The sequence below is a fragment of the Tepidibacillus sp. LV47 genome (assembly GCF_048381575.1).
In the GTDB taxonomy this organism is placed as follows: Bacteria; Bacillota; Bacilli; order Tepidibacillales; family Tepidibacillaceae; genus Tepidibacillus.
In genome coordinates this window covers 308,213-322,945 of the sequence record NZ_JBLWIF010000002.1, presented here as the reverse complement: position 1 = coordinate 322,945, position 14,733 = coordinate 308,213, and the positions used below count along the sequence as shown (strand labels likewise).

The 14,733-nt window shown below is 39.8% G+C and carries 14 protein-coding genes; all 14 read right to left on the bottom strand.

The genetic code is table 11. The features are described from left to right. Positions 1-5 precede the first annotated feature (5 nt). The 14 genes from hisJ to ACMW72_RS04645 all read right to left on the bottom strand — a co-directional run bounded on the left by hisJ (position 6) and on the right by ACMW72_RS04645 (position 14,713). On the bottom strand, positions 6-812 hold the full coding sequence (gene hisJ, locus ACMW72_RS04710; protein WP_418367678.1) for a histidinol-phosphatase HisJ: 807 nt from the start codon (positions 810-812) through the stop codon (positions 6-8). A 16-nt stretch (positions 813-828) separates the two neighbouring features. Beyond that, positions 829-1,509 carry a bifunctional phosphoribosyl-AMP cyclohydrolase/phosphoribosyl-ATP diphosphatase HisIE gene (hisIE, locus tag ACMW72_RS04705; protein ID WP_418367677.1) on the bottom strand — a complete coding sequence of 227 codons (681 nt, stop codon included), beginning with the start codon at positions 1,507-1,509 and terminating at the stop codon, positions 829-831. Beyond that, a complete protein-coding gene (gene hisF, locus ACMW72_RS04700) occupies positions 1,506-2,264 on the bottom strand; it encodes an imidazole glycerol phosphate synthase subunit HisF (RefSeq protein WP_418367676.1) in 759 nt (252 codons plus the stop codon). Before hisF ends, hisIE begins: the two co-directional genes overlap by 4 nt. 2 nt (positions 2,265-2,266) lie before the next feature. Next, positions 2,267-2,998: a 1-(5-phosphoribosyl)-5-[(5-phosphoribosylamino)methylideneamino]imidazole-4-carboxamide isomerase gene (gene hisA, locus ACMW72_RS04695; protein ID WP_418367675.1), complete on the bottom strand. Its 732-nt coding sequence runs from the start codon at positions 2,996-2,998 to the stop codon at positions 2,267-2,269. Beyond that, positions 2,995-3,603 carry an imidazole glycerol phosphate synthase subunit HisH gene (gene hisH, locus ACMW72_RS04690; RefSeq protein WP_418367674.1) on the bottom strand — a complete coding sequence of 203 codons (609 nt, stop codon included), beginning with the start codon at positions 3,601-3,603 and terminating at the stop codon, positions 2,995-2,997. The genes hisA and hisH overlap by 4 nt, the downstream gene beginning before the upstream one ends. Continuing rightward, complete coding sequence (gene hisB, locus ACMW72_RS04685) at positions 3,603-4,196, bottom strand: imidazoleglycerol-phosphate dehydratase HisB (RefSeq protein WP_418367673.1); 594 nt, start codon at positions 4,194-4,196, stop codon at positions 3,603-3,605. Before hisB ends, hisH begins: the two co-directional genes overlap by 1 nt. Then, positions 4,196-5,470 (bottom strand): histidinol dehydrogenase, encoded by a 1,275-nt coding sequence (hisD, locus tag ACMW72_RS04680; RefSeq protein ID WP_418367672.1) that lies wholly within the window; start codon positions 5,468-5,470, stop codon positions 4,196-4,198. Before hisD ends, hisB begins: the two co-directional genes overlap by 1 nt. A gap of 12 nt (positions 5,471-5,482) precedes the next feature. Next, a complete protein-coding gene (hisG, locus tag ACMW72_RS04675; RefSeq protein ID WP_418367671.1) occupies positions 5,483-6,109 on the bottom strand; it encodes an ATP phosphoribosyltransferase in 627 nt (208 codons plus the stop codon). Then, positions 6,106-7,254: an ATP phosphoribosyltransferase regulatory subunit gene (locus ACMW72_RS04670; RefSeq protein WP_418367670.1), complete on the bottom strand. Its 1,149-nt coding sequence runs from the start codon at positions 7,252-7,254 to the stop codon at positions 6,106-6,108. Before ACMW72_RS04670 ends, hisG begins: the two co-directional genes overlap by 4 nt. Positions 7,255-7,478: 224 nt before the next feature. Beyond that, positions 7,479-10,067: an acyl-CoA dehydratase activase-related protein gene (locus ACMW72_RS04665; protein ID WP_418367669.1), complete on the bottom strand. Its 2,589-nt coding sequence runs from the start codon at positions 10,065-10,067 to the stop codon at positions 7,479-7,481. Positions 10,068-10,069: 2 nt separating this feature from the next. Then, positions 10,070-12,289, bottom strand: a complete 2,220-nt coding sequence (locus tag ACMW72_RS04660) for an acyl-CoA dehydratase activase (RefSeq protein ID WP_418367668.1) — start codon at positions 12,287-12,289, stop codon at positions 10,070-10,072. 333 nt (positions 12,290-12,622) lie between these two features. Then, positions 12,623-13,111 (bottom strand): acyltransferase, encoded by a 489-nt coding sequence (locus ACMW72_RS04655; protein ID WP_418367667.1) that lies wholly within the window; start codon positions 13,109-13,111, stop codon positions 12,623-12,625. Next, a complete protein-coding gene (gene ppaX, locus ACMW72_RS04650) occupies positions 13,074-13,760 on the bottom strand; it encodes a pyrophosphatase PpaX (RefSeq protein ID WP_418367666.1) in 687 nt (228 codons plus the stop codon). Before ppaX ends, ACMW72_RS04655 begins: the two co-directional genes overlap by 38 nt. Continuing rightward, positions 13,757-14,713, bottom strand: a complete 957-nt coding sequence (locus tag ACMW72_RS04645) for a nucleoside recognition domain-containing protein (protein ID WP_418367665.1) — start codon at positions 14,711-14,713, stop codon at positions 13,757-13,759. Before ACMW72_RS04645 ends, ppaX begins: the two co-directional genes overlap by 4 nt. Positions 14,714-14,733: the final 20 nt, after the last annotated feature.

The window sequence follows — 14,733 nt, the reverse complement described above, 5'->3', positions numbered from 1 at the left end:
TTTTATTAAAAATGGACCATGATTCTTTTGTGCTGATCGAAGGTGGCAATTTCGTTTACACCCAATTCTTTTAACACCCTTCTTCCTTCTTCTACGCCAACATGAACATGTTCAGGTTTATGGGCATCAGAGCCTAAGGTAAAAGGAATACCTAGTGAAACCGCCTTTTTAATAATTGCAGGGGCAGGAAAAATTTCTTTTACTACTTTAAAAAGTCCTGAGGTATTGACTTCCAAGGTGAGATCCTGTTCTTTGATCACTTTTAGCGTTTCAACGATCAATGGTGTTAAATCCCTTTGAGGTACATGGCCATGTTTTTTAATCACGTCGAAATGGCCAATAATGTCATAAAGTCCTGACTTTGCAGCTCCTTGAACAGCACGATAATATTCGGTAAAAATCTCATCAATCGGTTTCTTTTGCCAACCTTCTATTTGCCGACTGTCTGAATGATCCCATTCCCCTAAAAAATGAACCGAACCAATAATATAATCAAAAGGGTAAGGAGAAAGTAAATTTTCGATCTTTTCTTCAAACCCTTCAACATAATCAGCTTCAATACCTACTTTAATATCGATTTGCCCCCGATATTCCTTTTTTAAATCGAGCGCTTCTTGAACATATTCATCTAATTGCTGAAGTTTCATAGCAGTTCCAGATGGAATTTTTTCCTCTGGAAGATGAATAATGGGCATATGATCAGATAGTCCCAATTGATCAAGCCCAATTTTAATCCCTTGTTCGATATAATCTCTTAACCTTCCATCAGCATGGCCACAACGTTCATGGTGTGTATGATAATCGATAAACATCTGTATCACATCCTGCTTACGATTCTCTTTTACTTAAGTTTGGTTTTCGGTTATATTTTTGATCTTGCAAAGGACTTTGGTGGCGTCTTTGTAATTCTTCCATTACCTCCCGTAAAAGGATTCCTTTTGCTTGAAATAATACAAGCAAATGATAGAGTAGGTCACTTGCTTCATTAATGATTTCTTGACGATTTTCATTTTTTGTAGCGATAATCACTTCACTTGTCTCTTCCCCAATTTTTTTCAATATTTTATCTGTACCTTGTTCAAAGAGATAAGTGGTATAAGAACCTTCAGGACGTTCTTGATCTCTTTTTAGAATGAGGTTGGCCAATTCTTCAAGTATTTTACTAGGCTCATGTTCTTTTTCTTCTTGAAAGCAAGTATATGAACCCGTATGGCAGGCGACTCCTATTTGTTCTACTAGCACAAGCAAGGTATCTTGATCACAATCCAAGCGTAATTCTTTCACTTTTTGAATGTGACCAGAAGTTGCACCTTTATGCCATAGTTCTTGTCTTGAACGACTCCAAAACCATGTTTCCCCAGATTCAAGCGTTTTTTTCAAAGATTCTTCATTCATATAAGCAACCATGAGTACTTGTTTTGTTTGAACATCTTGAATCACCGCTGGCAATAACCCTTGTTCATTCCATTTGATTTGCGAAAGATCGATTTTTGGTATCAATTCACTCACCGAATGTTCAACCCTCTTTCTCGTAGTTCCCTTTTTAATTCGGGAATTTTTACTTCACCATAATGAAAGATGGAAGCAGCTAATGCTGCATCTGCTTTTCCGATTTCAAAGGCTTCTGCAAAATGTTCCGCATTTCCACCACCACCAGAAGCAATCACAGGGATTTGAACAGCTTCAGCAACCATTCTTGTTAATTTTAAATCAAAACCTTGTTTTTTTCCATCCTGATCCATACTTGTTAGAAGGATCTCACCTGCTCCTCGTTTTTCTACCTCTTTTGCCCAATCGCGAACCCGTAAACCCGTTGGTTTTCTTCCTCCATGAGTAACTACTTCATAATCTTCCCATTCCTCGTTATATTTAGCGTCGATGGCTACGACAATACATTGGTTGCCAAATACCTTTGCTCCTTGATTGATGAGGTCTGGATTGGCTACTGCACTGGAATTAATGGAGACTTTATCTGCTCCTGCTCGTAAGAGTGCTCTCATGTCGTCTACCGAACCAATCCCACCCCCAACAGTAAAAGGAATGGAAATCGATCCGGCCGTTTGTTCAACCACATCAATCATCGTTTTTCGCCCTTCATTAGTTGCGGAAATATCTAAAAAAACTAATTCATCGGCACCCTGTTGGTCATAAACCTTCGCCAACTCTACAGGATCACCTGCATCACGCAGTTGAACAAACTGAATTCCTTTTACAACCCGCCCATCTTTTACATCTAAACAAGGGATAATGCGCTTGGTTAACATCGTTATGCCTCCTTGATCCGTTGTAATGCTTCTTCAAAGGAGAGATTTCCTGTATAGAGGGCTTTGCCAACAATCGCTCCACCTATTCCCTCTTCTTCATATTGCTTTAACTGAATCAGATCCTCAATTTGGCTAACTCCACCAGAAGCAATTACTTCTCCTTTGGTTTCTTTGGCAAATTGTCGTGTCGCCACAATGTTTGGTCCTGTTAATGTCCCATCTTTTGCTATGTCGGTAAAAATAAACCGCCTTACTCCCATTTTAACTAATTCTTTTCCAAGTTCGATCGCAGGGACTTGACTGGTTTCTAGCCAACCCCGTGTTGCTACATATCCATTTCGTGCATCGATACCAACCGCAATCCCCTCAGGATTTAACTCAAGGGCTTGTTTTAACAATTCCCGGTTTTCTAATGCAGCCGTTCCCAAGATAAGACGAGAAACTCCAAGTTGAAAATATCTTTGGATCGTCTCCAATGTTCGGATCCCACCCCCTAATTGGACAGGAATATCAATCACTTTGACGATCTTCGCAATCACTTCCATTTGGATCGGTGCTCCTTCTTTGGCTCCATCAAGATCCACAAGATGCAACCAGGTTGCACCCCTTTTCTGCCATTGTTTTGCGATTTCGATGGGATCTCCATAAACCGTTTCTTGTCCATAATCTCCTTGAAATAAGCGGACACACTGTCCACCACGCAGATCGATGGCTGGGTAAATGTTAAAACTCATACGATCTCCCCCTTTGCAAATCGATCCAACAGTTTCATGCCAACCTGGCCACTTTTTTCTGGGTGAAATTGCATGCCGATGACATGGTTCTTCCCAACAATCGCTGGAACCTCTTGATAATAATCGGTCGTTGCTAATAAGATGCTTTTTTCTTCTACGTCAACATAGTAGGAATGGACAAAATAGACATGCCCTCCCTCTATCCCTGCAAACAATGGATGATCTTTTTGCAAAATCTTTAATTCATTCCAGCCCATATGGGGAATCTTATAATCTCCCGCAAAACGTTTCACATGACCGCGAAATATTCCTAATCCTTGATGATAGCCATGTTCTTCACTTGAATCAAACAATAACTGCATTCCAAGACAAATTCCTAAAAACGGTGTACCTTGTTCAATCAGTTGATGAATGACAGGGATAAGCTCTTTTTTTCGTAGATTCTCCATAGCATCGCCAAAAGCCCCAACACCAGGTAAGATCACTTTATCCGCAGATAGAATCTCTTTTGCCCCATCAGTAGCTTTTGCTTCAAAACCTAATCGTTCTAATGCTTTTTGCACACTGTGTAAATTCCCCATTCCATAATCTATAATGGCAATCATTACAATACCCCTTTACTCGAAGGAATTCCTTTTTGCTTTGGATTGATTTGAATCGCCTCATGCAGGCTTCTACCTAATGCCTTAAAAATCGCTTCAATCATATGGTGAGAATTGCGGCCATAGTGAACAATCGTATGAATCGTCATCCGTGATTCGAGAGCGAATTTCCATAAGAATTCATGAAATAATTCCGTTGCAAATGTCCCAATTCTTGAATCAGGAAGGTCAATCCGATATTCCAAATGGGGACGATTGCTAACATCGACAATCACTTGACCTAACGCTTCATCCATGGGAACAACACTCATTCCATACCGGTTGATCCCTTCCTTGGAACCTAATGCCTCTTTAAAGGCTTGACCTAAGCAAATCGCGATATCTTCAACGGTATGGTGATCATCAATCTCAATATCTCCTTTAGCTTTAACAGTTAAATCGAAATGACCGTGTTTGCTCCATAAATCCAACATATGTTCAAGGAAGGGAACCCCTGTCTCTAGTTCTGTTTTGCCTTCCCCATCGAGGTTTAATACCACTTCAATCTCTGTTTCCTTCGTTTTTCGATAGATTCTTGCTTTTCGTTCCCGTTCCATTACCGCTCACCTTCCAATCGAACTGCTATCGCTTTTCCATGGGCATGTAGCCCTTCCTTTTCTGCTAACGTGATAATTTTTTCCCCATGTGCAAAAAGTGCTTCCTTACTATATGCGATAATACTTGATTTCTTCATAAAATCATCCACATTTAACGGCGAAGAAAACCTTGCCGTACCACTTGTCGGTAGCACGTGATTTGGTCCTGCAAAATAATCGCCTACAGGTTCTGAACTATATGTTCCTAAGAAAATCGCGCCAGCATGCTTAATTTTTGGAAGCCATGCAAAGGGTTGTTCGACCATCACTTCCAAATGCTCAGGAGCCATTTGATTCACCTGTTTAAAAGCCTCTTCTAAACTCTCGACAACAATAATTCCACCATAATTCTCAATCGATTCCCTTGCTATTCGTTCACGTGGTAATTGCTGTAACTGTTTTTCCACCTCTAATTGGACTGCTTCTGCTAAAGACTCAGATGTTGTCCATAAGACCGACGAGGCCATTGGATCATGTTCAGCTTGGGATAATAAATCGGCCGCAAGATAAACAGGATTGGCATTCTCATCAGCCACAATCGCAATTTCACTAGGACCTGCGATCATATCGATTCCCACTTGGCCAAACACTTCCCGTTTGGCTAACGCAACGAAAATATTCCCAGGACCGACAATTTTGTCTACTGGTTTGATCGTCTCCGTTCCATAAGCTAAGGCAGCGATCGCTTGTGCTCCACCCACTGCATAAATCTCATCAATTCCTAAAATTTTTGCCGCTAACAATACATAAGAATTCACTTTTCCTTCTTTATTTGGCGGAGTAACCATCACAATCTCTTTTACTCCCGCTACTTGAGCAGGGATCGCATTCATCAATACGGAAGAGGGATATGCTGCTGTCCCTCCAGGTACATAGATCCCTACTCGATCCATTGGTGTTACCTTTTGCCCTAAAATGGTTCCATCTTCTTCGGTGCTAAACCATGATTCTCGTTTTTGTTTTTGGTGAAAGGAGCGAATCTTTTCTGCTGCCTCTTGTAAAGCAGAGACAAAAGCTGGATCTTCCTTCTGATCAGCTTGTTCAATTTCTTCAACAGGGACTCTAAGGGATGATAGTTCTACATGATCAAATTCCTTGGTAAAAGCAAGGAGGGCCTTGTCCCCATTCATTCGTACTTGTTGGATGATTTCTAAAACCCGTTGTCTTTTCTCTTCAAGATTGTCGTTGTTTTCCCGACGTTTAAATTCTGTATACTGGCGATAGATCTTGATCATCATAAACCCTCCTTAGATTACTTCTTTTAAGCGTTCTATAATCTCTTTAATGACTGCTTGTTTCATTCGGTAACTCACTTGATTGGCGATTAGGCGAGTCGATATTTCGGCAATGGTTTCATATTCGACAAGACCGTTTTCTTTTAATGTCTGCCCAGTAGAAACAATATCGACAATACGGTCAGCTAAACCAACGATCGGCCCTAATTCAACGGATCCATGAAGTTCAATCACTTCCACCTGTTTCCCCTGTTCGCGAAAATATCTTTCTGCCACTCTTGGATATTTACTTGCGATTCTTGGCATGATTCCCTTTGGCTCCACTCCAGATAGTCCAGCTACGGATAAACGGCATTGACTAATTTGCAGATCAAGGAGTTCATAGACTTCTCGCCCTGTTTCCATCAAAACGTCTTTGCCAACAATCCCGATATCTGCTACTCCATATTCCACATAAGTAGGGACATCCATCGGTTTTGCCAGGATCCATTCCATTTCTCCATCTTCCGTCGTCAAGATTAATTTGCGGGTATCCTCAATATCTAATGGGATAGGGAGCCCTGCCTTTCGCCATAGATCGATCGCTTCTCCCATAATCCGACCTTTTGGCACAGCAATGGTTAATCGTTGTTCTTTCATTCCTCTATGTCCTCCTGTAAAAAGTAAATCCGCTCAATAGAACGAATGAATTGAAGATCCTCTTTGGAATCTATGCGTATCGTCTCCACAACCATACCCTTTGTCTCACGTAATTTGACGGCATAACGTAATGCTTCATCCTGATGTGCCAAATCATAAATGATACAGACTTTTTCCTTTGATTCCTGTTTGATCGTTGCAAGTTCAAGAATCCGATCAATATGCATGGCAAAGCCTGTCGCATATTGGGGGTTATTAAACGAGGATAATAAGGAATCATATCGTCCACCACTACATATGGGAAAACCTAATCCTTCTCCAGTTGCTTCAAAGACCATTCCTGTATAGTATTCCAAATGGGGAACAAAAGCCAGATCAAAGGATACGTATTTTTCTACTTGATAGAGTTGAAGGAGCTCATAAATTTGCACAAGCTCATTAAGGGCTTTTTGTGCTTTTTCTGAAGAAGTGATTTTCCTTGCTTTTGCTAAAACGCTAAAATCCCCTTGTAAATCAAGAACGGATAAAAGGGTGTTTTCTTCAACAAATCGTTGATAGCCTACAAAATCCCGTTTTGCTAACATTTCTTTTAAAGCCTTTTTTTGTTCTTCTTTATCGATCCATTCATCCAATATTCCATTTAAATATTCTACATGACCAACGATAATACGAAATGAATCGATTCCTACTTGTTTCAACGATTGAATCGCAAGGGTTAACACTTCGGCATCCGCATCAGGTGTTCTTTCTCCGATCAGCTCAATTCCAGATTGATAAAATTCTGAAAAACGGCCTGCTTCATTTTCTTGTGCACGAAAGACATTTGCATGATAGGAAATACGAATCGGTAATGTTTCATTTCGTAAAACAGAAGAAACAACCCGTGCAATTGGAGCAGTCATATCTGGACGTAAAACAAGAGCATTCCCTTGACGGTCGAGTAAACGAAACATCTTCGAATCGGAGATCGCACTTGCTTTGCCGACGGTTTGATCGTATTCCAAGGTTGGGGTGATTATCTCTTGGTAGCCCCAACGGGAAAATAAGGTCTGTAAACGATTCTCTATTTCTCTTTTTTGACTTGCCATCTCTGGTAAAAGATCACGAAATCCGATTGGTTTCTCAAATTTTTTTAACGTTGCCATTGCTCTCATCCTTTTCGCTTCACGATACTTTACTATACTACCAAACTAAAGCGTTTTTATAAAGTCTATCACCAATGGACATAAGCGTCAAGAACTATTTTGTCTCTATGAGCATTTAGTATGGTTTGTATATTCCATAAGCAGCGACTTTTGGGAGTGTATACACGGACAACAGAGCGCGTTGGAATATGCAAACCTATTTAAAAAAGCTTTGCAGCAAAATGCTACAAAGCTTTCTCCTTAATCACTTTACTTTTCGACTTCTTCGAATGGTAATAAGCCTGTTCAATCGTTTGGCCAATTTTTTGTCTTCGTTCTATTTCCTTTTGTGGATTCAACCCTTGTTTTCGTTCTAGATCCTGATACAACAGGGTTGCAAAGGTACCAATCTCTGTTCTTAATCGTTCAATCTCAATCTCTTTATCAAAAGACAAGTGAAGGCTTTTTACCCCATAGATTGGACTCATTTCATCAAGTGCATCCTTTGCCATTCCTTCTGGCATACATTTAAAAGGATAGATATGAAGGATTCCGTCTACTCCATCTTGTTCAATATGATGGCGAGCATAGGCCACAGTGGGTTGCCCATCGCCGCCAATTTCATGTTCTAAAAAAGGTTTGGCAAAAGGTTCTCGAACCCAACGATTTCGATGATACCAGCCAAGAGCTTCCAGTTTCTCTAACCATGGTTTTAAAAGGGGGTGCTGATTTAGATAATGCATCTTTAATCCTTTAAATGCCCCTTTGATAAAATGACTTAAGCGTATTCCTTCTACCGCTTCGATTCCATGCTGCCCTAATAAATGGTCAACGGTTCCCCGATTGGCAAAGGAAGTAAGAGCCACATAAATTTCGCCAACAACCACCACTTTTGGCTTGGGCTCAGAATCTTGCGGAATTGAATCCAGATCATAGAGTGCCGCATTCTTAATCTCTTCAATTTCTTCTAACGTATGAACGTGATCCAATTTCTCAATCCAATATTTCAAACGGATAGTGGTCATCCCTTTTTGATATTCGTGAGCACGAGTTACTAATGCTTTATTTTGTAGTTCTTCATAAGCAAGGAGCTTTTGCCACCCAGGCCAAACAATCTGTTTTAATTGTTTGATCAATTTGAATTCTGCCTTTATAGTCTGAAAACGTCCTTTACCTTTACCATGGTCAATTAAGATGGTGTCTAAAAGTCGAATGAGTTTGTTAATCTGATCATTTTCTGCCACATTGGCTAATTCTTGAAGGAATGGGATCAGATCACGCCCCTCATTATCCAACGCAATCATTTCAAAAGTATGTCCATAACGCTTTAACTTATCCGCGTATTCTTCACGTAATGCTTTTTCGCCAGCGATGGCATACCAGCCAAAAGTACATGGTCCCTTTCCCCTTGCCATAAGTAAAATAATCCTTCTTGGTTCAACAATTTGCCCTATTTCCTTTGCCTCTTTTTCTAAATCCTCTAGTAAACGATCCAGAGTTTCACGGACACTTCCCATGCTGAAAGCATAAGGAGAGCAGGTTTCCGTGTAATGAACATTTCCCCTTTGGATAGTTTCCTCATTTACTGGTTTTGGCGGGTATAAATAATGTTGTAGTCCTAGTTGATACCAAGTTTCTTTTAAAAGCAAATCAATTCCTGGACCCATATATGGCCAAATAAAAATCGGTCTAAGATTTCCCTGTTGAGCCACTTCTTTAACTACAGGATTTTTTTCTAAACTGCTTGTGAGAATCACCCTGTTATTCTGTAATCGTTCATCCCGTTTTTGTTTAAGAAAACCAAGAATGGTTTCAAAGCGGGTATGAAAACCAACTCCGCCTGTTTGTTCATCAAATTTAAACGTCCAAACGGGTTTTCCTCTCTCACGAATATATTGACTAAAATATTCAACTTGAAATGCGTCAGGATGGCAGCCAAAACTGCCAATGACAATAAAACCATCCACTTGCTCGAATACATAATCAATAAAAGCAAGTCCTAATTTATGAGTATCATAAAATCCATTGATCTGTTGGTAGTATTGCTTTAGTTGTTCAAAGGGAATATCCTGAATCGTAAAGACTTCTACACCTTTTTTCATAAAATACTTTTTAATATCAGCAGATAGTGCAGGATCTTCAGTTAAATAGTGCCGCCCAACGATCGCTAAACGAACTTTCTCTTCATTTGCCAGTTTCTGTTCGTAATGATCGCTTTTCTTCACAACGATCATCTGGTAAGCCTCTTCAAAAGCATTTTCTAATTTTTCTTTGAACGATTTATCTAGACCGTTACTTTTTCCCATGATATCTTGATATAGTTTGAAACAAACATGGCGCATATGAGATTTCTCAATGGATTCTATCTCTGGTGCGATAATTCTAGGAAGGGATTCAACTTTATTCAAAAGATATTGGGTTTTTTGAGGACCTACCAATTCTTGGAATACTTTGATTTGTTTTTCATTGCTTTGCCTTAGATGATAACCGGCGATACTCCCTAAAGAGCGAATAATCACGCCATTTAAATCGCGATACTTGGCACATGTGGTAGAATCGGGATATTCTCCTTTTACAATCGGTGTGATTAACAGATCAATCTCTGGATGTTCTTGAAGAAGATAGTAAATATGACCCACATAAATTCTTAAGGGTAAACAAAAGTCAGAACTCGCCAAAGTACTTCCTGCTTCAACCATTTGCGGTTTTGTCATTTTTGTTTTTCTTATAGGAAACTGCAAATTTTCCAGAAAGCGAAAAATCACTTGGCTTCCTAAATATTTTCCCGTAAAAGCAGTCGATACCCCGATAATTGGTTTTTGTAAACCTTTCATGCTTATGCGGTCCCCCTTTCAAACAAACGTTCTACGAAATTTCGCTCTTGTTGATCTGAAATCATGCCATCAAACATACCAAAGTCGCAATCAATGGATTTATATCCAGAGATAGGAACCCCATTTTCTAAAAGGGTGATTACACCATGACAAGTTCGATCACAAGAAGGATGCTTACAAGTTAACGATTCCGTCTGATAATGAGAATTAAGTACCCATTCAAAACCTTTAAATGCTGTATCATACCCTTTCTCATATGCTTCTTTGGCTAGCAAAGCGACTCCTAATGCCCCTGCGCCAACAACCAAACGGGGATCGTCAGCAATAATAAACTCATCCTTCGATAACTGTAATGTCTCTTGAAATGCTTTTTGTATCGCTTGATTGAGGAAAGTACCTCCTTGGGCAACGATGGGAACGGATAACACTTTTCCTTTTCCGATATCAGATAAATAGGTACGGCAAATAGAATAAGCAAGTCCCATAAACAAATCATTGGTTTTAAACCCTAATCTTGCTTTATGAATGATGTCTGATTCACCAAAAACAGCACAACGGCCAGATATTCTTGCTGGCGCTTTGGAAGTTAGGGCAATCTTGCCAAATTCCTCTAAAGGAACTTCAAACCTTCTTGCAATGGCTTCAATGAACGCCCCTGCGCCAGCTGCACATTTATCATTCATCGCAAAATCAATTCCATGATCATTGAGCACAATGATTTTGGCATCATTGCCACCAATATCCATAATCACCTTCACATCGGGAACAAAATGTTTCGCCCATGTCGTATGAGCAATGATTTCGGTTGCCTTTATATCTGAAGTGTCTTTGGTTTTTCTCGTAATCATATCCCTTGCTAATTCAGCTGCACTTCCCGTTGTACCGATTCCCCCTAAGGTTTGGCCGTTAGGAAGATGTTGTTCTAATTGGCTCAATGCCGTTTGAATCGCCTTAATCGCATCGCCTGAGGTTTCCACTGACCCAACTGCCACGATGTCGATTCCTTTTTCTGTCCCTTTAATTAACGCATACTTGGTACCCCGTGATCCTCCATCAATCCCTGCAAAGTAGATTCCATCTGCTAAACGCACTTTATTTGAGGGAGTAGGAGTCTTATCATCGATCTTTTTCTTGCTTTCCTTTACCCGATTGATCGGGATTTGCAGTTGACTTTGAGCTTGAGGGTATTCTTTTACATTTTTTGCTAGAAGAGATCCTTCACACCTTCCACCTAACGTATCAAGGATCGTAACCTGATCTCCGATTCGCTCAATCGGTTGGGAGAGTTCACAAGCATTATGACAACCATGGCAAAAACGAACCTGACTATCAAATTCCCGTGTAAAGAAATCCTCTTTAAACGAAGATCCATTCCCTGCTTTTAATTTTTCATCGCGAACAATAACTGCCATACCGATGGCGCCCATAATATCATGGTGAGGAGGAACGATCACTTTTGTCTCAAGTTGACGTTCAAAAGCATCTATGACTCCTTTATTAAAAGCAACCCCACCTTGAAAGAGAATAGGTTCCTTTAGTTTCTGCTCTTTGACTACGTTGTTTCGATAGTTTTTCACCATGGCATCACAAACGCCACGAAGTCGTTCCGACAATGCTACCCCTTTTTGTGTGAGGTGACGAAAATCTCGACGGGAAAAAACGGTACAGGTGGAGTCAATTTTTGCTGATGTTTTGGCTTTAAGCGCAATATCGCCAAAATCATCAAGAGAGATTCCCGCTTCATCGGCAATCTGTTTTAAAAATTCCCCTGTGCCTGCTGAACAAATGGTATTCATATTAAAGTAAACAGGAGTATTATTCTCATCAAAAACGATTACTTTCGAATCTTGACCGCCAATTTCGATAATTGTTCCTATTTTCGTTAAAGATTGGTGAGGGTCGTTTGGATCTTTTATTAATCCTTTTTTCAATAAATGGAGAATTCCCATTGAATGGGCAAAAATTTCGGTCCTTGTTAAATCACCGCCAAGGAGATGGCGGTTCAATTCCCGGCCGCTACCTGTTAGTCCAAGACCAGCAACTTGATGGTCAGAGATGGACTCTAAATAGGACTGAAGAGCATGTTTTACTGCATCCACTTGTGTCGGAAATTGATCATGACGCATATAGACTGGTTTCCCAATTAAATCTCCATTTTCGTTAATGCCAACAACCTTCACTGTTGCCGACCCGATATCAACTCCAAGATAAACCTTTTGCATTCTTAACTCACCCTTAACCTATATCATTTGATCTAAATTTATCAATCAAATATTGATTATCTCCAATCGTTAGCTTTTTTAAACAGCAAAAAACTCTCATAACCTACCTCGCAAAAGTATCTAATATCTAATTCGCTAGAAGGTATAAAAATCCTTTATTTTACCAATTAGATCTATGATTTGTATTTGTTATGCAAAGCAAAGACCCACATATAAAAAAAGGGTTGTATATTCCATCGCGCTCCGTCATCCGTGCCTTTCTATGAATAAAGATGAAGGAGAGAAGGGCACTTCTGAAAGTCGCAGCTTAAGGAATATACAAACCCCTAAATGCTATTTATTTACCATCCGAATCAACTTAGCCGGGTTTCCTGCCACAAACGCATACGGGGGAACATCTTGGGTCACTACAGACCCAGCACCAACAACGGCATGATCCCCGATCGTCACGCCAGGTAAAATGAGCGAATTGGCACCAATCATTACATTAGAACCAATATACACATCACCAAGCCGATATTCGTCGATCAGATATTCATGGGCTAAAATCGTGGTATTATAGCCAATAATCGTATTCTCCCCAATATGGATTTTTTCTGGAAACATCGTATCCATCATCACCATTAAGGCAATCGCAGTTTTTTCCCCTATTTCCATATGAAGAAACGTCCGATACAACCAATTTTTCACAGACAACCAAGGGGTAAAACGACCAATCGTAATGATGATAAAACTTTTAATGACCTTCCAAAAGCTTACTGTATCATACACTTGCCAAAGGGAATTACTTCCTTGCACTGGATATCTCTTTGTTTTCCTCATCTTCCTTGATTCCTCTTACAATGGGAATTAAATCACGCATATCCTCAATAATATAATCTGGATGAAATTGTTTTAGGAATTCTGGTCCTTTTAAGCTCCACGCTACACCAATCGCAGTTATACCCGCGCTTTTCGCAGCTTGAATATCATATTGGGAGTCTCCTACCATTAACGTCGTTTCTGGATCGGCATCAAGACGTTCCATTGCTAATAACACGGGTTCAGGGGCAGGTTTATGAAACTCTGTATCTTCATAAGAGACAATCGTACTTATCAATGTATCCAAGCCAAAACGCTTAAGCCCCATCATCGTTGTCTTTAACATTTTCGTTGTAACAATACCTAGGGTAGCCCCTTCCTGTTTTAATGTTTCCAGCACTTCTTTCACATGAGGGAATTCCCTTACATACTCATCATGGGTACGTAGATTATGTTCACGGTAAACTTCAACCATCTTCTGTGCAAGCTCTTTACCACCAAAAATCTCCATTTGTTCATATAATGGTTTGCCCATATGAGGAATAATCATCTCGCGATTGTATTTGCCTGGAAAAAATTTCTCCAGTGTATATAAAAACGAATTTAAAATCAATTCATTCGTATTCAGAATCGTTCCATCTAAATCGAACAATAGTGTCTTATATTTCACTTTGCTTCTCCCTTCATCACAAAATCAGTATGAATGATAATTCGCTGCCACACCTTTGCTGTTAATATCGTCATCAAAAAGGCCACACTCACACGAATCAATAAAAGATAAAGCACATTAATCCCTAAAGGAACAAAAATTAACGTATCTTCAATAACGGCGTGGCTGGCAACTAAAAAAATCGATAGTAAATATAAATCTTTTTTTGAAAAATTCTCTTCTTTTGCACTCTCGATGATCACCCCAGCCCCATATGCTAATCCAAAAATCAATCCCGCAAGCAGTGGAACAGAGGTTTTTCCTGAAGAGAGCCCTAAGATTCTCGTTAAGGGTTCTAACCATTTGGAAATAGTTTCAATCACATGTAAATCTTTTAGAATCTGAATACCAAGCATTAAGGGAAACACAATGATGATAATCTGCCAAATACCAAGCAAGGCCTTTTCAATTGCGAACAGTACAATTTCCGTCCATGTTTCAGGATTTTGTGTCGAACTGGCGACCAAACCATATTGAGCTGCCTCTCCCCCTCCATTCCAAAAAAGATGGATCAAGAAGGCAGCCAGAAAAGACAATCCAATGCGAATTCCTATTGGCACCATCACATGAACACCGATTTTTTTCGCAACCGCTGTTTCCACGAGTAAATTATGTGCAAAACTTAACATCATGGCAAGGATAAAGACATGTTTTACGGTCAAATGAAGGGATAAAATCGCCCCAATTGCTGCATAAAGATTCAATAAATAGCCTAACGCCAAAGGAATCGCTGCTTCTCCAGGAAGTCCTATCCATTTCATTAGTGGATAAAAGATCCGAACGACCCAGTAAATGACAGGTGTAAAATTAAGGATCGTTACGATAAAGGTGATAGGAAAAATTACCTTCCCTAAAACCCATGTCGTTTTTACACCTGACATAATTCCCTTTTTCCATGTTTCTTTCGTCATCATTCTCTCTGCCTCTCAAATCT

Coding starts and splice junctions, on each gene's coding strand:
- ACMW72_RS04655 (WP_418367667.1), bottom strand. CDS start 13,111: ATGAGGAAAACAAAGAGATATCCAGTGCAAGGAAGTAATTCCCTTTGG.
- ACMW72_RS04645 (WP_418367665.1), bottom strand. CDS start 14,713: ATGATGACGAAAGAAACATGGAAAAAGGGAATTATGTCAGGTGTAAAA.
- ACMW72_RS04665 (WP_418367669.1), bottom strand. CDS start 10,067: ATGAAAGGTTTACAAAAACCAATTATCGGGGTATCGACTGCTTTTACG.
- hisF (WP_418367676.1), bottom strand. CDS start 2,264: ATGTTAACCAAGCGCATTATCCCTTGTTTAGATGTAAAAGATGGGCGG.
- hisA (WP_418367675.1), bottom strand. CDS start 2,998: ATGAGTTTTAACATTTACCCAGCCATCGATCTGCGTGGTGGACAGTGT.
- ACMW72_RS04670 (WP_418367670.1), bottom strand. CDS start 7,254: ATGGCAACGTTAAAAAAATTTGAGAAACCAATCGGATTTCGTGATCTT.
- hisG (WP_418367671.1), bottom strand. CDS start 6,109: ATGAAAGAACAACGATTAACCATTGCTGTGCCAAAAGGTCGGATTATG.
- hisJ (WP_418367678.1), bottom strand. CDS start 812: ATGTTTATCGATTATCATACACACCATGAACGTTGTGGCCATGCTGAT.
- hisD (WP_418367672.1), bottom strand. CDS start 5,470: ATGATCAAGATCTATCGCCAGTATACAGAATTTAAACGTCGGGAAAAC.
- hisH (WP_418367674.1), bottom strand. CDS start 3,603: ATGATTGCCATTATAGATTATGGAATGGGGAATTTACACAGTGTGCAA.
- ACMW72_RS04660 (WP_418367668.1), bottom strand. CDS start 12,289: ATGCAAAAGGTTTATCTTGGAGTTGATATCGGGTCGGCAACAGTGAAG.
- hisB (WP_418367673.1), bottom strand. CDS start 4,196: ATGGAACGGGAACGAAAAGCAAGAATCTATCGAAAAACGAAGGAAACA.